General features: G+C 68.0%; 8 protein-coding genes (1 of these 8 only partly in view). All 8 read right to left on the bottom strand.

What is annotated here, in order from left to right:
* Positions 1 to 31 precede the first annotated feature (31 nt).
* Complete coding sequence (locus R2601_RS20495; RefSeq protein ID WP_083793984.1) at positions 32 to 1,051, bottom strand: radical SAM protein; 1,020 nt, start codon at positions 1,049 to 1,051, stop codon at positions 32 to 34.
* On the bottom strand, positions 1,038 to 1,913 hold the full coding sequence (locus R2601_RS20490; protein WP_050768467.1) for a hypothetical protein: 876 nt from the start codon (positions 1,911 to 1,913) through the stop codon (positions 1,038 to 1,040). Before R2601_RS20490 ends, R2601_RS20495 begins: the two co-directional genes overlap by 14 nt.
* A complete protein-coding gene (locus R2601_RS20485) occupies positions 1,913 to 2,659 on the bottom strand; it encodes a hypothetical protein (protein WP_040545603.1) in 747 nt (248 codons plus the stop codon). The genes R2601_RS20490 and R2601_RS20485 overlap by 1 nt, the downstream gene beginning before the upstream one ends.
* Positions 2,656 to 4,671: a preprotein translocase subunit SecA gene (locus R2601_RS20480; RefSeq protein ID WP_007801891.1), complete on the bottom strand. Its 2,016-nt coding sequence runs from the start codon at positions 4,669 to 4,671 to the stop codon at positions 2,656 to 2,658. Before R2601_RS20480 ends, R2601_RS20485 begins: the two co-directional genes overlap by 4 nt.
* Positions 4,664 to 6,805 (bottom strand): PqqD family peptide modification chaperone, encoded by a 2,142-nt coding sequence (locus R2601_RS20475; RefSeq protein WP_040545601.1) that lies wholly within the window; start codon positions 6,803 to 6,805, stop codon positions 4,664 to 4,666. The genes R2601_RS20480 and R2601_RS20475 overlap by 8 nt, the downstream gene beginning before the upstream one ends.
* A 6-nt stretch (positions 6,806 to 6,811) precedes the next feature.
* Positions 6,812 to 8,698, bottom strand: coding sequence for a GAF domain-containing protein (locus R2601_RS20470; protein WP_040545599.1), 1,887 nt, complete (start codon positions 8,696 to 8,698; stop codon positions 6,812 to 6,814).
* Entirely contained in the window at positions 8,698 to 9,015 is a 318-nt protein-coding gene (locus R2601_RS26400; RefSeq protein WP_254656091.1) for a DUF3467 domain-containing protein, read from the bottom strand. The genes R2601_RS20470 and R2601_RS26400 overlap by 1 nt, the downstream gene beginning before the upstream one ends.
* Positions 9,016 to 9,094: 79 nt before the next feature.
* Positions 9,095 to 22,638 carry the 3' end of a hypothetical protein gene (locus R2601_RS20460; protein ID WP_144266937.1) on the bottom strand. The gene runs 16,579 nt beyond the window's last position, so only the last 13,544 of its 30,123 coding nucleotides appear in the window; its start codon lies beyond the right edge, outside the window — the gene reads right to left on this strand; its stop codon occupies positions 9,095 to 9,097.

Raw genomic sequence — 22,638 nt, 5'->3', positions numbered from 1 at the left:
ATCCGGATAGGGCGAGCGAGAAAAGAAAATTTCAATCCGAAATAAGCGGATGTAGCTGTTCGGCCTCGTCGCCGAAGCGGGCGATATAGGCCGGTGTCAGGCCAAGGCACTCGGTCGAGGCGCACGCGGCGCGGTGCGGGCAGCGGTGGAACTGGTTGCGGTCGAATTCCTGCCAGAAGGCCGGGTCGATCATCAGCAGCGGCTGGGCATTGACCAGCGCGTCCGAGAGCTCGCCCATCAGGCATTCGGGCACGTTCTTGACCTCGACGAACCGGCCCGCCGCGCGCGCGGCGAGGATCGCATCGCGCAGGTAGGGCATCAGCTCGGGGAAGGCGACGGCAAGGCGCTTGTCGTCGCGTTCGGCCATCGGGAAGAAGTTCCAGAACTCCATCTGCACGAGCCGCTCGAGATGGCCAAGCGCGGCGACGATTTCGGGCAGATCGCGATAGCAGAGCGACGTGATCACCGTGTTGGTCAGCAGCCGCACATCCTCGTGACGGTCGAGATACTCCATCCCCGCGAGCATCTTGTCCCACGCGCCGGGGACCTGCGTGATGGCGTCATGGCTGGCTGCTCCGGCCCCGGCGACCGAGACGAAGAACTCGTTCACCCCGGCCTCGAGCAGCCGGTCGGCATACCCGGGCCGCGACAGGTGCACACCGTGGGTCTGGATGCGGACCCGCTCGAAACCGGCAGCGCGGGCGGCGCGGGCGAGATCGGGCAGGTCGGCACGCAGGGTGATCTCGGAGCCGGTCAGGATGAGACCGCGCCAGCGGCGATGTGCGCGCTGCTCCTCAAGCACCTTGTCGAAAAGCGGCGCGGGGGTCGGCTGCAGCCGGTCCATCGTGCCCTCGATCATGCAGTGCACGCATCTGAGGTTGCAGCGAAATTCCATCGTCACGCTGACGTAGTCGTCGTGATCGCGCAGCGACAGCCGCTCGCCCGGCGCGATGGCCCTGGGCGTGGTCACGCCGGCGCGCACGCCGGGTAGATCGAGCGCCTTGCGCGCCTTCAGCGCGGCGTCGGGGCGGAGGCGGTCAGAGGATCCCATAGACGCTTCCCTTGGTGTATCGGACCCCGCCCTCGGGCGTGGCCTCCCAATCGTAGCCGATATCGAAGAGCAGATGCCCGAAGCGGTGCAGGTTGGTGCGGAAGAAGTCGCAGATCGGCTCGGGATAGCCCAGTCGGTCGAGGCAGAGCAGCGTCTGGTCGGCGGGGATGCGCGAGAAATACACCCCGTCGGCGTGGCGCTTGTTGGCGACCACGATGGTCTGCGCGGTGATCCCGGGCCAGAGCCAATGATCTGGCGAGACCGGAGCCGCCGCCTGCGCGGTCTCGGCGAGTTTGGCGCGTATAGCGTCGGCCTCGCAGAGCGCGTTGAAGAAGAAGTAGAAGTTGCGCATCTCGAAGCCGGATTTCGTCAGCCCATAGCAGATGCCCGACGAGACGCTGCTCCCGGGGTTCCCGATATAAAGGTCGATCTGGTCGATGGCGCCACCCTGCAGGTGATCAACGGTCAACTCGACCGAGAACATGAAATAGGGCCGGCTGTCGCCGCTGAGCGGTGCGGTGATCGGCACAAGCGGGCCGATGGCGCGGTGCAGGGCACGGGTGTCGAAGCGCCGGCCCAACCGGGCGTAATCGTAGAAATAGAATTCCCAGCTCAGCCGGCCATCGGCGTGCTTGAGCCCCCAGACGGTGCGGAACGGACCGTTGGCGCCGACGAGCGCGTCGCAGATCTCCAGCATCTTCGGCGCCAGCCCGGCGATGGCGAAGGAGTGATATAGCAGCGCCGCGCTCTGCCAGCTCTCGCGGTTGGGCAGCGCGGGCGGGTCATAGGGCCAGAGACAGAAGTCGAGGCTCGGGTCGGCGCGGCGTGCACGGTGGATGCCTTCGGAGGTCTGTCCGTCCATCACAACGCCCCCCGCACCCGATGCGCGCCGTAATAGAGCGTCGCGAAGGGCCGCCCGTCGCGGGCGGTTCCGGCGGCGACATGACCGAGCGGGCGCGCGGCCTCTCGCGCGAGCAGCGGGGCGGAGGCCGGTCCGAGAAGACGGGTAAGGCTCTCGGCGTGGTCGCCGAGCGTCGCCCCGAGCGGCGTGAGGTTGAGGTCGAGCGAGCGACGCGGGTTGCCGGGTTCCGTCACGTCGAGCAGCGTCAGCGGCTGCGGAGTGGGCAGGGCGGCGAGGCTCAGCAGCGCATCGCGCACCGCTCCCTCGGGCAGCCCGGCGGTGATCCTTTTGGCGAGCTCCGGCGCGGGGAGTGGCCCGGCATCGCGGTAGTCGCTGAGCGCAAATGCACCATCGTCGCGCCATTTCAGCGCGAGGAAGGCAAGGCCTGGTTCGGGCCGGTCGCGGTCGGCGAACTCGAGATAGCATTTCAGCACCCAGTGCGCGCCTTCCGGCTCGAGCCCGAAATGCAGGCTCGCGGCGCGCGACTGCAGCGGCTCGAGCCGTGCCACACCCTCGGCCGGTGCGCCGAGCTCATCGAGCATTCCGCGCAGCACCCGCGACGGGCCCGGGCCAAGCGCACCGCGCGGGAAGCTCACCAGAAAGCGCCCCTCGCGCAACGCGTCGCCGATCGCCTTGACCGAGTATTCGCGCAGCAGCGGACGTTCGACGGGGGCAAGCACTGCTGCGATCCGCTCCGCCGGGCTCATTCTGCCTCTCCCGAGAGCGCCAAGAGGCTGCCGAGCCCCCGGTCGGCGGCGAGCAGGTCGTGGCGCATCCGGCCATGCATGCGTTCGACCCGGCGTTGCCGGGCGCGAAACGCCAGCGCCGCCACGCCGGGGCCGAGAGGCCGGAGCAGCCGTGCCGCGCGGCGGTTCCAGCGCGCGCCCTTGCTGCCGAGCAGCTCGTCCTCGAGCGACAGCATGCGCTCGACCCGGCCCGGATCGCCCTGCCGTCCGCAGCGGCCCTCGAGCTGACGGTCCACCCGGCGGCTGTCGTGGCGCACGGTCAGCAGCACGTGCAGCCCGCCAAGCTCGGCCACGCCCGGCGCGAGCTTGATGTCGGTGCCGCGCCCAGCCATGTTCGTGGCCACCGTCACCGCACCGCGCTGGCCGGCCAGCGCCACCACCGCGGCCTCGTCCGCATCCTGCACCGCGTTCAGAAGCTGGTGCGCAATACCGGCGAGCGCCAGTTCGGCGCTGATCCGTTCCGAGGCCCCGACCGAGCGGGTGCCGATCAGCACCGGGGTGCCGGTGTCATGCAGCTCGGCGGTGCGCGCGGCGATGGCGCGGCACTTCGCGGCCTCGCTGGCAAAGATCCGGTCGCGGGCAAAGCGGCGCCGGTCGCCCTTGTGAGGCGGGATGCGGATCACCCCGAGCCCGTAGACCGAGTAGAGCTCCCACGCCGCATCGCTGGCGGTGCCGGTCATGCCCGCGAGGCGCTGGTAGCGCCGGAATACCCGCTGGTAGCTGATCCGCGACAGGGTGGCGCGGGGCTCGGTCAGTTCGACGTCCTCCTTCAGCTCGATCATCTGGTGCAGCCCCTCGGACCAGCTCCGGTCCTCCTGAATGCGGCCAGTGTTCTCGTCGACGATCTGGACCTTGCCGTCGCGCACGACGTAATCGTTGTCGCGGTGGAACAGGTGCAGCGCCGAGAGCGCCTGCACCACTGCGTGATCGCGGATCACTCCGACCCGGAACGGTCCGCTGCCATACTCGCCCATGATCTCGAGCCGCTCGGCGCCCTTGGGGGTGATCTCGATCCGGTGCTCGTTGGGGTGAATGCGGTAATCCTTGCCTTCGTCGAGCTGGCGCGCGGCGCGCAGCGCGCGGCGCAGGAAGCCCGGATCCTGATTGCGCGCCACATCGGTGCTGCCAGAGATCACCAGCGGTGTGCGGGCCTCATCGATCAGCACCGAGTCCGCCTCGTCGATCAGCGCGAAATGCAATCCGCGCATGCGCAGCACCGCGCCCGGACCCTCGGCCGAGAGGCGCTCGACCTTGCGGCGCAGGTTGCCGGGGTTGCGCCGCAGCACCATGCGGTCGCGGAGATAGTCGAAAGCAATCTCCTTGTTGGCGCCGAAGACGATGTCGGCGCGGTAGATCGCGGCCCGCTCCGGCTCCTGTTGGCCTGCCTGCACCACGCCGGTCGAGAGACCGAGGAAATCATAGAGCGGGCGCATCAGGTCGCGGTCGCGCAGGGCGAGGTAGTCGTTGACGGTAATCACGTGCACCGGCACCCCGGCAAGCGCCATGGTGCAACTTGCCAGCGTCGCGCAGAGCGTCTTGCCCTCGCCAGTGCGCATCTCGGCCACGGCGCCGCGCAGCATGGCGAAGGCGCCAAGCAACTGCACGTCGTAGTGGCGCATCCCGAGCGTGCGCTCGGCGGCCTCGCGCAGCAGCGCGAAGGCCGGACCAAGCATCTTCGCGTCGGGCAGTCCCTGTGCGATCGCCAGCCGGAGCGGGGCGCGCAGCGCCTCGGCGGCGGCGCGCAGCTCTGCGTCGGTGAGCGGCCGCAGAGCGGCCTCGTGCTGCGCGGTCTCGGTGAGGATCGCGCTCAGCCCATGGCGGCGCAGGCCCGCGGTGCGGGCCACGCCGAGACCGATCAATTTCCGGCCCAGCCGGTCGAGCTTGCCCTCCTCGCTCTCGGGGCGCTCGGCATAGCCGGCGATGCGCGGCAGGGTCAGGCGCGGGCCGGGGCGCGGGGCGGCGAGCTCAGACATTGAAGCGCTTCAGGAAGAGCTGGCGCAGCGCCCGGCCGATCCGGAGGCCGACCGGCGCATCGCCGTGATCAAAGCGCACGATGGCGCGCTCGCCGATGAACGGCGCGGCGCCCGTCGCGGTGGTGGCGACGTCGAAGAGGAACAGGCTCTGGACAGTCCGGCTGCGGTCGGGGTCGTCGGGATCGAGCGCGAAGGGCCCGCCCGCCTGTGTCGAGAGCGCGGGCGAGGGCAGCCGGTTGGTGCCCTCAGGAGACAGGCCGACGATCTGGGCCGGGATCTCGATGCCGGGCTGGCGCTCGAGCCGCAGGCTGACCGCATCGCTGGCGCGCACCAGCTCGGCGGTCTGCTGCGGCACCGCCACCCGGTAGCGGGTGGTGCCGTCGGGCAGCAGGTAGCCCAGCACGGCGCCCTTGTGCATCAGGCGCCCCGTCAGGTCGTCGGCCTGCGGGATCAGGGCCATGCCATCGCGCGGGGCCGTAAGTGTGAGGGCGGTGGCGCGTTCGTCGTAGAGCTCAAGCCGGCCCTCGAGATGCGCCACCTGCTCGCGCAGCAGCTTGGCCTGCACCTGGTCCGAGGTGGCGACGGCGGCAAGCTTGAGCCGCATCTCCGCCAGCCGCGCGGCGGCAAGCGTGCGCGCGGCGTCGAGGATGGGGTCCTCCATGCGCAACAGCGCGGTGCCGGCGGCGACGCTGGCCTGCTCGACCGGGGTCTCGGCGACGAACCCGTCGGTGGCGGCGCGCAGGATCTGGTCATCCTCAAGCCAGACCACCCCGGAGGCCAGCGTCCGGTGCGGCACGGGCAGGGCGAAGATCGCCGCGAGCACGGCGGCGGCGAGTCCGCCCGAGACGGCCAGCGCGCGCAGGCGGCGGCCCCGTAGGGAGCCCGCGGTGAAGAGGAATTTCAGCCCCTTCCAGACCGGGAACAGGAAGACGTTGGAAAGCGCCCAGATCGCCAGAAGCACGCCGATGAAGAAGAACTTCGAGGCCACCACCAGCGCGATGGTGATGGAAATGCCGATGCGGTAGACGAAGGCCGCGATCGAGTAGAACAGGAACCACGCCCGCTCGCCCTTGGCAGTGACCGGGCTCTGCGCGCTGCGCAGGCCAAGCAGGTAGCGCTGCACGAGGTACCAGAAATACTTGTTGGACCGCTGCCCCAGATTGGGGATCTCGACCACGTCGCTCAGCACGAAGTAGCCGTCGAAGCGCAGCAGCGGGTTGCCGTTGAAGAACAGCGTCGAGACGCCGCCGATCAGCATCACGTTGAAGGCGAAGGCGCGTACCAGCCCCGGCTCGACATTGATCCAGACGATCATCGCCAGCGCCGCCAGCGCCAGCTCGACCATGATACCGGCACCGCCAACCACCGCGCGGCGCCATTTCTCGGGAAAGGCGGCGGAGGCCGAGGCGTCGACATAGGGCACCGGGATGAAGACGAGGAACATCACCCCGATCTCGTGCACCTCGCCGCCCCAGGCCTTGGTGGCATAGGCGTGGCCCAGCTCGTGCACCGCCTTGACCAGCGGGAAGGCCAGCGCCACCAGCAGGAGGTTCTCGGCCGAGAGCACCCGGTCGATCACCCCGCCGAGCAGCTCTTCGGCATGCAGGACCGCCAGCGCCACCCCGGTCAGCACCAGCGCCAGCCACACGACGAAGCCCCAGACGGTGAAAACCGGACGCACCAGCGCCACGGTGCGGTCGAGGAAGGCGTCGGGGTCGAAGAGCGGCAAACGCATCGCCAGCGGGTTGCGCAGCCGGGCGATCAGGGACTGTCGCGCCTGATCGTGGTGACGGCGGCCCATCTCGGCGATGTCCGGGGGCACGTCGCCGGCGATCAGGTCGGCGCCGTGCAGCTGGGCCAGCAGGCGGATCACCTCGGACTGGGTCGGCGGGTCGTCCTCGAACCGGGCGCAGGCCGCCTCCCAGAGCGTCTGCACGGTGCGTCGCCCGTCCATCAGCGACAGCATCAGGTTCGCCGCCGGGCTCAGCCGGTGATAGCGCCCCGAGTGGCTGTCCTGCACCACGAACCAGGTCTGGCCGCGAAAGCGCTGCCGGTGGATATCGACATGGCTGCGCAGCCGCGGCCGTAGTGGCGCGACGCGATACCAGTCCTGCGAAAGAAAGCTCTGCACCATCGCCGCCTACTCGATCCGCAGCCATTTCCACGACCACAGTCGCGCCCAGTCGACCAGCGGGCGCGCCCAGATCTCGACCAGCCGGGTCTCGCCGGTGTCGATCTTGGCGACGCCCTCCATGCCGGGCTGCAGCGCGGCGGCAGCATCGGTCAGTGCCGCCTCGACGCGGAAGGTGGTGGCGCCGTCGGCATATTCTGCGACCGGCGTGATCTTGGTGATCTCGAAGGCAAAGCTCTGCTCGGGCAGGGCGGTCGGCACCAGCGCGCCGGTCTGGCCGGGGCGCACGTCGGCGATGCGGCGTTCATCGACATCGAGGGTCAGCCGGTAATCCCCGGCAGGCGCGATCGAGAGCAGCGCGTCGCCGCGTGCCACCGCCGCACCGATGCTCTGGCTGAGATCGCCCGAGATCACCAGACCGTCGAAGGGCGCGGTGAGGCGGGTGCGTTCAAGCTGCTTGTCGATCAGCGCGATCTCGGCTTCGGACTGGTCGATCTCGGCCCGGCGCACCTGCGTCTCGGCGCGGTTGCGGGCGGCAAGCGCGCGGTCGTACTCGATCATCTGCCGCTGGCGCTCGGTGACGAGGCGCAGGCGCTCGAGCGCGAGGTCGCGGTCGTCGAGCTGCACCAAGACCGCGCCTGCCGCGACGGCATCCCCGGCGCGGGCGTAGGCCTCGGCGATGAAACCGTCGAAGGGTGCGGCAACGGTGCGCTGGATCCGGCCAGAGACCTGCGCCTCGGCCGAAATCCGGTCCGGCCCGGTGGCGAAATACCCGAACAGTCCAAGGCCGATCAGCGCCAGCAGCGCCAGCTTGCGCCCGATATGTCCGGGGCCGAAAAGTCGGGTGAACTGCTGGCCGAGCGCGATGCCCGCCTTGGTGATCAGCCAGCGGTCGTTGCGGCGCTTTTCGTCGAGCACCGGCGCGATCACCGTGCTGACTGCCTCGAGGATCTCGAGGTCTTGCTGGGTGAAGGGGGTCTCGAGGGGGCGCTCGTAGGTCACGGCGCCAATGAACTGGCCCATGGCGTAGAGCGGCACGGTGAGCACGTGGCCCGCATCTTGCGCCCGGGCGAGCTTTTCGTGGCGATGCGCGGCGACCGGATCGGCGCTGTCCTCTGCCGGCCAGAGCACCGGGCCGCGCTGGTCGATGGCCTCGTCCATTGCCGCGCCGAGCAGCCGCACGAGGTTCATCTGCTTGCCGAACTGGGCCGAGTGCGAGATCGCGGCCACCTTGGTCGAGAACATCCCTCGGAAGCCGATCGAGACCCGGTCGCAGCCGAAGCGGGTGGCAAGATCGGTGGCGGCGGCGCGGGCAGCGGTGGCGATGTCCTCGCGCTCGGCCACGGCGATCACCACGTTCAGCGCCTCAATGGCGTGGTCATAGCGCTGCCGGTCGGCCTGCATCGCCTCGCGCCGCACGAGGTCTCGCATCCATGCCGCGCCCCATTGCAGGCGTCGCATCGCGGCGCGCAGCTCGGCCATGTCTTCGGGCAGGATCTCGAGCCCGACGGCGCCCTGCGTGCGGCCCTCGACGGTGAGCGGCGTGGCCATAGCGACCAGTCCGCCCGATGGGCGGCCATCGTCGCCCACCGCGCCGCGCACCACGCCGCGGTCGCTGTCGAGCGCGGCCTCGGCGGCGGCGAGCAGGATCGCCGAGGGCATCCGGGCCTCCGGGGCATTGGCCACCGCGCGCGGGCGGCCGCCATCGGGGTCGGCGAGGAACACCGCCGTGCCCTCGGCGCCCTCGACCTGCGCCAGCATCAGCGGCACCCAGGCCCGGGCAGCCTCGTCGAGCGCCTCGGCCCGGCTCAGCCGGCGCCACGGGCCGGCATCCTGGACCGCGCGGCCCTCGGCCTGCGCGCGTGCCGAGCCGGGAATGCCCAGCCCGTCCTCCATCAGTCCTCGACCTTCAGGGTTCCGTGCCGGGCCTCGTATTCGCGCAGCACCCCGGTGAGGATCTGGTGGAGGCGCTTGGCCGCGTAGGGGGTCATGATCACCCGGTTGCTCAGGTCGACCCGCAGCGGGCCGTCATCGGCGGGGTTCCAGCTCCGGTTGGTGCCGAAGAACACCTCGACCTGCTCGCGGGTGCCTTGCACGTTGACCACGTTGGCAAAGCTGGTCTGCATCTCGATGTCGTTCCAGACCACGCTCGAGCTGCGGCTCTCGCCACCTTCGCTCAGCGGGGCCGCGGTTTCATTCTCGTCTTTCGCCAAGGGGTCCTCCCTCTTTCGGTAGGCAAGGCGGCCCCCTTGCCGGGGGCCGCCACGCACGCCGTGTGGATCCGTGCCTTCGTCAGTAGGCGCTGTTGTAATCGCTGACGAAGACCCAGTCGTCCTCGTCATCATCGGCGAGCCCGTCCTCGTTCTCAAGGAGATCGTCGATCACCCACAGACCGCCCTTGCTGTCGATGTAAGCGAACAACGCTCCATCCTCGTCGAGCAGGGTGTAAGCCGAGTCCGTGGGCGCCCCGACATCGGCCTTCTGCCCGACATCCTTGACGAACTCGCCAAGCTCCGGGTCGTAGGAATACGAGCCCTTGCCGACGTTCTTGTCCGCCTTCTTGGGGTGGAACTTGAGCTGGATCTCCGAAGAGGCGATGGCCGCCTGAATCTGCGAGAGGCTGGCGCGGGCCGCGGGGCCCTCGCCTTCCGGTGCCGGGTCCTGAGGCGCAGCGTTGCCGGGCTCGGTCGGCTCCTGAGGCACGGAGGCGCCGCCCGACGAGCTGCCGGTTTCGCTTGCCGCCGCCGATGCCGCGGCCGGGGTGCCGTTGCCGCCGTAATCGGCGGTCTCGGAACGGGCGTCGTTGCCAGCACCATTGGCGGCGGTGACGCGCACGTCGCGCTGCGCCGGGCCGTTGCCGGGCTGCGGGTCTGCGGGCGCCCCGTGGGTGTCGCTCCAGTCGGCATCCTGCTGCGTGACGATGCCCATTTCGCCCTCAGGCTCGCCGAAGCGGGCGGGATCGCTGCCGGTGTCGAGCGCGCGGGTCGGATCGGCGCCGTCGCTCTCGCCAAGGAGATACCAGAACTCGATCGCGGCGGGGGCCATCAGGCGGTTCACCGTGGGCGCGCCGAACGGACGGAACGGCACGATGAAGCTGTTGTATTCGCCGGTCCAGTCATGCAACCGGTCGCCGCCCGTGTTGGCGATCAGCACGTCGCGACCCGCCCCGCCGAGGGCGTAGTCCTCGTAGCTCTCGTCGGTGTCGGTGCCGTCATTGCTGCCGCCGGCGGTCTCGAGCACGTCGTCGGCATTGAGCCAGTCGTCGCCATAGCCGCCATACATCCGGTCACGCCCGGTGCCTCCGGTGATCGCGTCATTGCCGAGATCGCCGAAGATCACGTCGTCGCCATCCGTCGTCACCCCGCTCGACGAGCGCGGATCGACCGGCCCCTCCGAGGCATCGTGGTTGAGGAAGAAGGTGCCGCCGTTCGGGGTGATCTTGGCGCGCGGATTGTTCTCGTCGTAATGGGCGAACTCCTCCACCGCCGGGTCGTAGGCCAGCAGACCGCCCGGGTTCACCGGGGTGTCCCAGGAGACGATCGTGCCGTCCATCGCCTGCGGAGTCTCGGACAGGGGCAGCGCCTCGGCGCCCGAGATGGCGTCGTCGCCGGCGCCGCCATGCAGCGAGTCGTCTCCCCAGCCGCCGAAGATGACGTCATCGGCGCGGGCGGGGGTGAACTCCTTGTCCTGCGTCGCCGCGGGATCGAGGTTGAAGGGCGTCAGGTTGACCGACTTCTTCAGCTGCTGATCCACGTTGATGGTGTAGCGGAAGTTGAAGCTGTTGGGGCCGGTGATCAGGTCGTCGGTGCTGGCGAGTGCCGCGATGCCGTAGAGATCCTCACCGTAGCTGGTCGAGTTGCGGCTGGTCATGATCCGGCCGTCATCGCCGATCACGCCGTCGTTGCCGGTGCCGCCCGAGATCCAGTCGCTGCCCCAGCCGCCGATGAGGTCGTCGTTCTGACCGTCACCGAACAGGGCATCGCTGCCCATCTGGCCGTAGATGCTGTCGTCCCCGGCCTCGCCGTGAATCTCGTCGCCTGCGCCGTTGTCGGTGAGCGCCGCGGCGTCGTAATCCGGGCCGCCCTCGGTATAGTCGATCAGTTCGACGGCACGGACGACGATCTTCTCGCCACCGTAATTGTCGTAGGTGAAGCCGAGATAGGCGCCGCTGTCGCTGCCGTTGGTGCCCACGACACGGTAGATGTTGCCGTTGTCGCCGAGGATCACATCGGCGTCGCGGGCATGGCCGTCGATGCCCTCGTTCCCGAGATCGTTGCGCCCCGCTGCGGTGCCAGAGCCGCCGAACAGCAGGTCGGCGCCATCCGGGCGCAGGCTCTCGTCACCGGCGAGACCGGCTAAGAGCGTCGAGCTGCCGCCGATGATGTCGTCCTGTCCGAGGTTGCCGAAGATCACGTCCTCGCCGCCGTTGCCCTCGATATAGTCGTCGCCATCGCGGCCCTCGCCTGCGAAATCGTCGACCGAGGGCAGGGTGGTGAGCAGCGTGTCGCGCGAGGCGCCGACGGCGCCCGGATCGGCGAGGCCGTCGCTGTCGAGGTCGATGGCACCGTCGCCCTGGATCACGTCATTGCCGAGCTGGCCGAAGATCACGTCATTCTCGGCGCCGCCGGCGATGTAGTCGTCGCCGTATTCGACCGGATCCTCGACGTCGGAATGGTCGAACAGCTCGATGGCGCGCTGCTGCGTGCCGTCGGGATTGGCCATATGCGTGCCGGTGACCATCGCCTGCGCGTCATCGCCGCCCCCGATGCCGTAGAGCAGCGTGCCGTCGAGCGCCCGCATCCGGGCCTCGATATCTTCGCCGGTGCGGTAGATGAGGCCGTTGTCACCGAGGATCACGTCATCGTCTGCGCCGCCGTCGATGGCATCGTCGCCATCATGGGCCAGCGCGCCCTCGTTGTCGGTATCGACGTTGTGGCCGCCGATCAGGTCGTCATCGCCGGCCTCGCCGAACAGCCAGTCGTCGCCCTGCTGGCCCATCACGAGATCCTGCCCGGCGCCCGCGAAGACGGTGTCGTTGCCGCCCATCCGGTCTCCGCCGGTGAAGGTGGCCCGGACGTCGAAGGGCATGACCCCGAGGGTCAGGGGCAGGGCGGTCTCGTCAATGTCACCGGCGATGCGGGCGTGATCGCCCATCACCAGGTCGTTGCCGGCCCCAGCGAGGATGCGGTCCCGGCCGGTGCCGCCGATCACCAGATCGTTCGAGGCACCGGAGGAGATCACGTCATCGCCGCCATGGCGCCAGTCGGTGGTCTCGATCTCCTGCGCGAGATCGGTGGAGCCGTCCTCCGCGTTGACCCAGGTCACCCGGCCCACATCGCCCAGCACGATATCGGCGCCATCGGTGCCACCGGTGCCGTCGGTCATGTCGGTGGTGATGGTGTCGCCGCCTGCACCGCCCAGGACGATGTCCTCGCCGAGCCCGGTGGTGACGGTGTCGTCGCCGCCATTGGCCTCGGTCAGGGTGACCGCGCTCAGCAGCTCCAGTGGCAGCGCGCCGAGATTGGCCGCGCCAGTGCCGGTGAGCAGTTCGCCGTTGTCGCCGAAGACAAGGTTCGCCCCCTGTCCGGCGTCAATGCCGTCATTGCCGAGCCCGCCCAGCACCACGTCGCCACCTGCGCCGGTGATCAGCGTGTCGCTGCCGCCCGAAAGCGTGGTCTGGCTGCGGATCGCTGCGATGGTCATCGCGAGGCCCGCAAGCTGCGGCGCGTCGAGCGCCGCGGCGGCGACGACCTCGCCGAGATCACCGAAGACGATGTTCTCGCCGTCGCCCGCATCGACCTCGTCATCGCCGGTGCCGGCAAGGATCACGTCGGTGCCGGCGGCGGCGGTGATGGTGTCGTTCCCGGCCACCTCGGGGCTTTCGGTGAAGATGTGGTCGACATCGCTCTCGTCGCCGTCGAGCACCACCATGTCGACGGTGCCGTTGTCGCCGAGCACAATGTTGGCGCCGCCGGTGTCGGTGACGCTGTCTCCGCCCGCGCCGCCCATGACGATGTCGTTGCCGAGACCCGCGAGGATCTCGTCATCGCCGCCGAACCCGTCGCGGGTGGTGGTGACGCGGATCACCGCGCCGGTGGTGACGATACGCTGGGTGCCGGCCACCTGCTCGATCACGCCGAGATCGGCGATCACGATGTCGTCTCCCGCGCCGGCGTCGATGCTGTCGTCGCCAGGCACGCGGGTGTCGGCACTGTCGAGCGCCGGGGTGGTGACGATGTCGTCGCTGACCACAAGCTCACGCAGCAGCAGGTCGACGGTGAAGCCGGTGTCGCCATAGACGTGATCGGCCCCCGAGAGCGCGGTGATGTCGTCATCTCCGCCACCGCCGGCGATGTGGTCGTCGCCGAGCGAGCCGATGATGGTGTCTTTGCCGATGCCACCATAGATGATCAGGCCGAGCTGGCCCGCTGTGCCGATGGCCGATGCGTCGATCAGGTCGCCGTGGTTTTCCGGGAATTCCCAGCCGTCGAACACCAGCCCGCCGCCCGTGGGCGCACCGCCGAGGTAGTCGTAACGCGCGCCGTAGGTGTCGGTGTCGCCGTAGATCACCAGCAGGCTCTCGGGGCCGCCGCCGCCAAGCACGGTGATCTCGTCCGAGCCGCCGCCGCCATGGATTGCGGTGATCGGCAGATCGACGGTGTTGTCCGAGAAGGTGTTGGTGGCGAGCACGGTGAAGTCGTCATCCGCGGCGCCGAGCAGAACGTCGACGATCTCGACGTTGTTCATGGTGATGCCCTGCGCGTAGCTGACGATCTCGGAGCCGTCCTGTGCAATGCTCTCGTCGAAATCGACGCTGCCGGTGCCCATGCCGAGCCCGTTGACCAGCAGCCGCTCGGTGCCGTCGGGCAGGGTGGTTGTGGTCATGTAGCCCGCCGCGCCGGTCACGTCGGTGTCGTTGAAGATGTTCACGCGGTCGTTCTGCTCGGTCTCGTCGGTGACGATCTCGAGCTCGATCGGACCCGGATCGCTTTCGGTCGGCAGCATCACCGGTGCCAGCAGGGTGCGGTCCTCGGTCGGCGCGCCCTCGATGATCAGCGGGCCGTAGACCTTGGAGGCGGTGTGCTCCTCAGCCGGGAACACCTTGGTGATGTAGTCGGTCTCGGAGGGTACGTAGTCGGGATCCGCCTCGAGCGTCACCGCGACCTCATCGAACCAGTTCGCGGTGGTGAAGGTGATCTGCGCCGCGGTGACGGTGAAGCTGGCGCTGCCGCTCTCGTCGGTGGGGCTCTTGCCGCCCGAAACGTAGAGCCGCGTGCCATCCGCCGAGACCGCGCCGATCAGCACCGCGCCGTCATTGGCGCCGCTGCCCGAGATGTCGAGCGTCTGGCCCGAGCCGAAGCCGCTATCGGCCCAGCTTTGACCGTCGCTGCGCTCGATGTAATCGGCGCCGTCCGCGACCTCCACGAAGCTGACCGCAAGCGTCTCGTCCGCCAGGGTGGCGAGCGACACCCGTCCGCCGGGCACGATCCGGGTCTGGCCGTCGTCGAAGATCGAGATGGTGACATCCGCGGTGGGCGCCTTGGTCAGGCGCACGGTATAGCTGTCGGTCTCGTCATAGGCATCGTCGGCGCTGTCGATCACCACCGTGTCGCCCTGCGTCTCCTGGATCAGGACGCCGGCATCGTCGCCGTCGATGGCGGTGAGGGTGAGATCCTGCGCGCCGGCCGAGGCATAGGTCGGGCCGTCGCTGCTGACGGTATGGGTGACGATGATGCGCTCTGCATTTTCAACGCCGTCATTCGCATTGGCGGTGACGGTGACGCTTTGCGCGATGTCCCAGTTCGAGGCATCGAAGCTGAACACCGTCTGGCTGAAGCTCAGGTCGCCCGAGTTCGAGTTGTCGCTCAGAGTGATCGTGACGGTCTCGCCCGCCGCCGGGGCGCGCGACAGTTTCAGCGCGTAGCTGTCGGTGATGCCCTGCGCGCCTTCCAGCACCAGCGTTTCCGATCCGGTCTCGGTGATTTGCAGCTCGGCGAGATCGTTGTCGCGAACCTCGACCACGAGGTTCTGCACCTGTGCGGCGTCGAACGCCGGATCGACCGACTGCACCGAGTGGCTGATCACCACTTTGCGGCTGCCCTCGGCGGCGGCGTCGTCCTGCGCCTCGATTGTGACGGTCTGCGCCTGATCCCAGTTGCCGGCGTCGAAGGCCAGCACGATGGCATCGCTGAAGCTGGCGCCGTCGGCGCTGATCAGGACGGAGTCCGCCTCCTGTCCTGTGAGGGTGATGCCGGTGTCGCCATTTGCGGCGATGGCGAAGGTCTCTTCGACGACGATCTCGGTCGCGGTGACCGAGACGATCTTGTAGACGCCGTCGGCATCGCCGTCGGTGGTGCCCGACAGGCGGATCGACTGGTAGATGTCGAAGCCGTCGTCGAGGAAGCTGCCGCTGTCGCGGGTGAGCGTGCTGCCGCCCTGCGCGAAGCTGAGCGCGGTGCCGTCGGCCACGGCCGGAACCGCGAGATTGCGGTCGGCGCTCGAGGCGCGGGTGGCCGAGACGGTGACATAGACCACGCCGGTCGGCACGTCGGTCAGGCGGATCGAGTAGACATCGGTGCGGCTGCCTTCGGCCTCGCTCACCAGCGTCTCGCCCGCGGTTGCGTCGCCTGCCACCTCCTGGCTGATGACGATCGCGCCCTGGTTGCCGTCGGCGACCGTGGTGCCGAGCCCTTCGATGAAGGTCTGGTCGTAATCGTCGTCGGCACTGCTGGCCTGGTGGTTGATCAGGCCCGAGCGCCCGGCGAGATCCGCCGAGACGATCTGCTCGGTGACGTCGCCGGTCACGTCGAACGTGTCGGAGCCGAGCCCGCCAATGACGCGGGTCACGGAGCTGGCCGAGGTCGACAGGATGAAGAAGCTGTCATCGCCCTCGAGGCCGTCGACCTCGAGCAGTTCTTCCGTGTTCGACAGCGACACGTTGAGCCCGGCGCCGAACACGCCGTCCTCGGTGATCACGAAGGCGTCGTCGGCCTCGGTGCCGAGCACCACGACCTTGTCGAAGCCGGCCCCGCCGTCGATGTCGAGCGGCGCGTTGATGTTGTAGCGGATCAGGTCGTCTCCGCTGCCGGCATTGAGCTCGGTGTCGTCCTGCAGCGACGAACTGCCGTCGCTGTCGAGCAGGAAGGCACGCACGGTGAATTCGTCATTGCCGCTCTCGCCCTCGAGCTTGAGCTGGGCGCGGTTGGCGTAGACGGTGAAGCTGTCCTGCCCTTCGCCGCCGAAGGCGACTGTGGCGAAGCTGATGCCGTCCGACAGCCAGCCGCGGGTGGTGAGCACGGCGTTGATCTCATCGCCCGGGGCGATGCCGTTCTCGGTGCTCGGGCTGTTGGGATCGTTGCCGAAAAGCTGGCCGAACTGGAAGCTGTCGTCGCCGAGGCCGCCATCGAGGGTCATGATCGCGGCGTTGTCGTCGGCGATGAAGGTATCATCGCCCGCCTCGCCGAGCAGCGTCACCCGGCCGTTGATCGCGCGGTCGTAGTTGATCCGCTCGACGGTATCGGGCCGGGTCGGGTCGTCGCCGCGCATCTGGTCGATATCGCCATGCAGCACCGCGAAGAAGGTCGAGCGGCTGAGGAACACGTCGTCCTTCTCGGTACCGATCACGACCATGCTGTCGGCGTCGAGGGGGCTGCCGGTGTCGAACACGTCGATGATGTAATCGACCGGCTCCCCGTCGACCGAGCCGTGGGTCTGCAGCAGGATATCGTCGGAGCCGTCGCCGCCGTCGATCCAGAAGCTGTCGGTGGCGCGGTTCTGGCTGATCAGGCGGACGATCTCGACAAGATCGTCACCGGCCCCGGCGAGCACGGTGGCGTGGCCGGTCATGGTGGTGGCGTCGAGGAAGCGGATGGAATCCGCCCCCGCACCGCCCTCGACGAGGATCTCGGTCGCCGCCGTGAAGCCGCCGTTCAGCACCATCTGGTCGTCGCCGCCGCCGAGCGCGATGGCGATGTTGCCGCCCGAGACGAAATCGCCCGAGATGTCTAGGAAGTCGCGGGTCTCGCCGGTATCGACGGTGAGCGTCGTTCCGGCCGAAAGCAGGCCGGAGATATCGAGCCGGTCCTCGCCCTCGGCGGTGGTGACGGTGAGCGTGCTACCGGAGAGCACCGCGCCGGAGATGTCGAGCAGGTCGATCCCGGCGCCGGTGTCGATGGTGGTGGCCAGCGCCGTGGTCATCGTGCCGGTGACGGTTACGCTGTCATCGCCGGCCCCGGTGGAGATGGCGCTGTTGCCGCTCGCGCCGGTGGTTCCGTCGATCGTCACCGCATCCTCACCGAAGCCGGTGGAGACCGAGAGATCGCCCGCAAGGACCGAGCCGGTCGCGCTGACGCTGACCGCGTCGTCCCAGGCGCCGGTGTTCAGAGCCACGGTTCCGAGGCCGTCCAGCGCGCCGTCGATCAGGATATCGGCCCCGACGGCTTCCCAGCCTGCAAGGTCCGCGTTGAGGGTGATGCTGCCGGTCTCGGCGATCAGGCTGGCGCCGGCCTGCACGTGCATGTCGTCGCCGGCGGTGAAGACGATGTCGCCGCCGGTCGAGCGCACCTCGACCCCGGCGTTGACGGTGAAGTTGTCGTAATTGTCGGGCGCCGATTCCGTCGCCGTCTCGATGATGTCGCCGGCGGCGAGAATGTCGTTCTCGATGGTGATCGGGCTCGACGCGACGGTGTAGATGTCGCCGCCCGACTGCTGGCCGTAGCCGGCGCCGCCGTCGATGGTCAGCAGCGTCAGCGCGCCCTGGTTGTCGACATAGGTGGAGCCGGTGGTCGAGAGCGACTGCAGCGCCCCGATCTCGGTGTAGATCCAGTTGTCGGAGGTGCCGATATCTCCCTGGGCAATCAGGTAGGCGCGCCCGCCGAGCACGTTGCTGGTGTTGGGCGGCTGCACGCCGTTGTAGATGCTGCCCACCACTGCGGTGAGATAGGCGGTGGCGAGAAGCGGATTGCTCTGGGTCACCTCGACGGTGTTGAGCCACATGTCGCCCGCCTGCTCGATCAGGAAGGTGTTCTCGCGGCTGGTCACGGTCACCACGCCATCGCTGCCGGAGCGACGGCTGTCGATGTCGAGCTCGTTGCCGAAGGCGCCGATATAGCCCAGATCCGCGGTCAGGGTGATGTTGCCCGCCGCCAGCACGTCCGCGGCGAGGCGCGATCCGGTGTCGTTGCCATCGGCGCTGGTCTCGGGGCTGGTCGGATCGACCAGATCGACCGCGTCGAAGATCGAAAGCTGGGCGTAAAGCTCCACGTCTCCGCTGCGCGACAGCACGTTGCGGATGTTCATGTCGCCTTCCTGCTCATAGACGATCACGTCGCCCTCGGCGGTGAGCGTCAGCAGACCGAGATCGTCGCCCAGATCGCCGCGCGCCTCGACCTCCAGCGCGTTGCCGACCACGCCGATGGAGCCGGTCTGTGCCGTGAGCGTGATGCTGTCGGCCTCGATGTTGACGAACTCGGTGTTGTTGTGATCGAGGATCGAGCCGTCGGCCACCAGCGTGACGTCGCCGCCTGCCGAGTAGACCGTGTTGATGTTCATGTCGCCGGCGCGCTCGGTGATGTTGATGTCGCCGGTGCCGCGCGCGGTCAGGGTCGCGCCGACGGTCTGGTCGACATAGACCATGCCGTCGCTGCCGATGCCGCCATCGCCGGACTCGAGCACGAGGTTGTCGGAGGTGATGTTGGTCGAGGTGCTGTTGCCGCCGTTGCTCAGCTCGCCCTGCGCCCGCACCCGGAGGTTGCCGTCGACATTCAGCGAGCCAAGCTCGATGGCGGATTCCGAGCCCACATAGCTCTCGCCGCCTGCGGTGACATCCAGCTGGCCGGTCACCACGATGTCGAGATCCTCGCGCAGCTGCACCTGCACCATCGACAGCTCGACATACTCGTTCACGTCGAGCGTGACGTCGGTCTCGGTGGTGAGCGCGGGGCCGTCCACGGTGATCGTGGTGGCCGTGGCAGCGGTTATCTCGTAGAGCGTCTCGTAATCGTTGGCGTTCTCGGTGTCGCCGGCGAGGATCAGCTTCATCCCGGCGCGGTAGTCCGAGAAGTCTCCGTTGCCGCTGAGCAGCGTGATCGTGTTGCCCGAGATGTCGACGGTCATGTCCTGAAGGTCGACGCCGCGCGGATCGAGCGCGAGGCCCGAGACATGCACCGCGACGTTGGTCTCCGACGACGTCAGCAGCACGCGCGAGGTGTCGAGTTGAAGCGTCGTGCCGCCGTTGGTGATCGCTTCCACGGTGTAGAACGGGCCTTCCTCGGTGGCGTTGGCGCTGTTGCCCTCCACTTGGATGACCTGACCGACGAGGTCGCTGTCCCAGGTGCCCGCGCTGCGGGTGATGGTGTTGGCCGAGGCGTCAAAATCGACGGTCGCGCCGAAGCGGTCGGTGGTCAGGAAGAACAGGTCGTCACGCTCGGCCGCCGAGAGCAGCACGCGCTCATCGGGCGTGAGTTCGGTGTCGGGGTCGATGGCGATGGACTCGAAGCCCTCGGTGGCGCCGATCTGGCCCGAGACGTCGAGCTCGACATTGGCGCCGACGATGTTGGGATCCTCGATCACCGTGTCGGTGTCGGTCACCGGCACCAGAAGGCCCGCGCCGATGGCGTTGATCAGCTCGTCCTCGGTCCAGATCTTGATCGAGCTCTCGATCAGCTCGTTCTCTTCGGTGGTGAGCTCGTATTCCCACGTCTCGTCATAGACATCCGGATCAAGCGGGTTCGAGATCCCGCCGGTATAGCTGCCCCAGACGGCGTCGAGGTTGCGATACTGCTCGGTGCGGCTGGTGCGCAGTGTCAGGATCGCGTTGGCAACATAGGCGGCCACGTCTCCGGCCCCCTCCGAGATCGCCTGCGCGGTGTAGAACTCCTCGTAATAGGCTTCCTCGTCCTCGGTCAGCAGCAGCATCTGAGCCGCATCGTATTCCGAGGAACCGGGCCGGAAGGTAAGATAGAAGTCCGCCGCCGCGGCGTCGAGCGTGGCGTCGTCCCAGCCGGGATTGGCCTCGGCCAGATCGAGACGGTATTCCTCGACCTGCGCGAGGCGGGTCTGCCAATACTGTTGGTACTCCGAGGTCTTGGCGTTGGCGAGCGTGTCCTTGACCTCGTTGAGCTTGTCGGTGGCGTTACCGGTATAGACCTCGACGCCGTTCTCGTCGGTCTCGTAATCGGTGAGCTTGAGCGCCCCCCAGACACCGTCGCGCAGCTCCGAGACGGCGCGTTCATCGGTCTCCTCGATCTGGTTGCCGTCAAGCAGGTCGCCGGAGAGCACGCCGAGATAGACATCGCCCTGGGCCTGGATCTTGAAGAGCCGCAGGTCGCCATCGGTCTCGACCACGTAGACCGCGCCCTGCAGCGCCGTCGCGGTCAGCAGCGACTGGTCGCGGGTGCCGGTGTCGATCTGGATGGCGCGCGCCGAGGCGCCGATGTCGCCATCCTCGGCGATCAGGTCGATGGCATCGCCGACGATCCCGTGGTTGCTGGACGCGGCAAGGATCGAGCCCGCCGAAGTGATCACCGCGTCATAGCCGCCATTCGCTGCCGAGATCATGCCCAGCGTCAAGTCGCCGACGGTCTCGTAGAGGCTGACGATGCCGTCGCTCGCGGTGGCATCGATGCGCTGTCCGGTGACACCCTCGATATCCGAGAGGTTGACGTGCACGTCCTCGAAGGCGCTGCCGATGGCGCGGGCGCTGAGGCCGATGGTGCGGCCGCCGATCTCGCCCGAGATCGCACCGCCGGTGTTGGTGGTGATCACCCCGGTGGTGTTGAGCTGGGTGTGGCCGTATGCGTTGCGCAGCGGCCCGTCGACGGTGATGTCCGAGGCCCCGGCATTGACGACGATCGAGCCGGCATCGTGGCCGATGAAGGTGATCCCCACCGGGCGGTCGGCCTCGATGGTGTGGGTCACGTATTCGACGCTGTCGGTGACGGTCGTGTACTGGAACCAGCTGTAGTTGGTGCCGTACCAGGTCGACCAGTGGTCATAGCCGGTGCGGTTCGGCCCGTTCACGTTGCCAACCACCTCCACGCTGTCATAGGTGTAGGCGTCGCCATCCTTGGCGGTGTCGAGATAGAAGTAGTTGGAATCCGGGACAAGCTCGCCCTCGGTCTTGGTGCTGTCGGTGCGGTCGGGCGCGCGGCTGTCGGGGGCGAAGGCGTCGATGCCGAGCCAGTCGCCCTCGGTCCACTCCTCGACCAGCACCTCGCGGGTGCCCTGCGCCAGCATCCAGCCGTAGCGGTAGCCGGCTTCCGGGGTGTAGGTGAACTCCTTGTCCGAGCCCTGGCCGACGAAGCCGCCGCCATTGTCGCTGATCTCGACCACGCCGTCGTCGTTGACCTGGTAGATCGTGGTGTAAGGCACGCCGTTGGTATCCGGCTTGGCCAGGTCCTTGATGATCAGCTCGCCGGTGCCGCGGGTGGTGGCGTCAAGCTCCTGCACGATGATCTCGGGGGTGTAGCCGCCCGCGAACACCATGCTGTTGGTGATCTCGATCTCGGGATAGCCGCCATAGACGATGATCTCACCGTTGCGGGTGTTCATCACCCGTGCGGTGATGTCGACATAGCCGCCGCCGGGACGCAGCGGCGTGACGAGTACCGCGCCAAGCCCGGCATTCGCGGTCGGGTCGAAATAGATCTGGAAATCGGGGTTGGTGGTCGGCAGCAGGATGGTGGTCGACGAGCCGCTCTGACGATGCTCGTCGATCTTGGCGCGGGTGGTGTCGTCGAGGGTGACGTGGAAGTCCTCCTCACCCGACTGGATGATGCCGTTGATGTTGAGATACTGGCTCTCGATATAGATCCGGTCACCGGTGATCGACGCCTCGGTGGGCGTCACCGCGAGGAAGTCGTCGATGGCGGTCTGATCGACCTCCTCGGCGTTCTCCATCCCGGCGGTGCGGTTGACATAGTCGTCGCCGGTCAGGTCCGAAGTCTTCCACTTCGCGTAGGGCTCGCCGGCAAGGTGGTCTTGCGTCGCGCCGGTGTCGAGGATCGTGGTGCCGTTCGACAGGGTGCGCACCTCGAGGCCGTTTACCTCGGCATTGATGATCACCGAGCCGGTGGACGATCCGTAGCCCGAGTTGTTGTCGAGCGTGATGTCGCCACGCAGGTTGAGCACCGGGCCTTCGATGAATAGGTCGGGCCACACGGCGGTGTTGGTGTTGGGATCGCCATCGTTGAGCACCGCGCCGAGCGCGTCGTAATCGATGGTGATGTTGATCTCGGGCACGCCGCCCGAAGGCGTGGTCGAGGCGGCGGTAAAGCCGAAATTGGGTGCGATCGTGGTCCAGTAGCCGCCGTCATCCTCGAGCACCTCGGCATTCTCGGCAAGGATCGCCGCGCCGGGATCGCCAAGCATCGAGACGTCGACGCTGTTGAAATAGACCCCGCCATTGACCTCGGGGATTTCGGCCCCGTTGATCACGAGATAGGCGGCGGTCTGGTTGGTGATGTTGATCGAGGCGTCGCGCGGCGTGTCGAAGGTGCCCGAGCCGTAGAGCTGGTCGGTGATGATCTCGACAAGGCCCGCCTGCGCGAAGACCGGGTCGACCTCGATGACCTGCACCGTCGGTTGCAGCGCCACCAGCTCGTCCTGATCGATGTCGATCACACCATTGCCATTGTTGTCGAACCAGTTGGCCTCGCCGAAGGCCAGCATTTCCTCGAGGATGCGCTCGATCTGGTCCTGGTAGAACTGCACGAGGTCCTCGTTGACCAGTTCTCCATCCGCGTCGGTGACGTTGTAGAGCGCGAGGTTCTCGCGCGCGATGTCGAGCTGGGCCGAGCGTGTCGTCTCGACCTGCTCGAGCTTCACCGTGAAGGGAA

The sequence above is a fragment of the Salipiger bermudensis HTCC2601 genome (assembly GCF_000153725.1).
Classification (GTDB): domain Bacteria; phylum Pseudomonadota; class Alphaproteobacteria; order Rhodobacterales; family Rhodobacteraceae; genus Salipiger; species Salipiger bermudensis.
The sequence above is the reverse complement of the archived record's forward strand: the minus strand, read 5'-3'. Positions and strand labels throughout refer to the sequence as shown.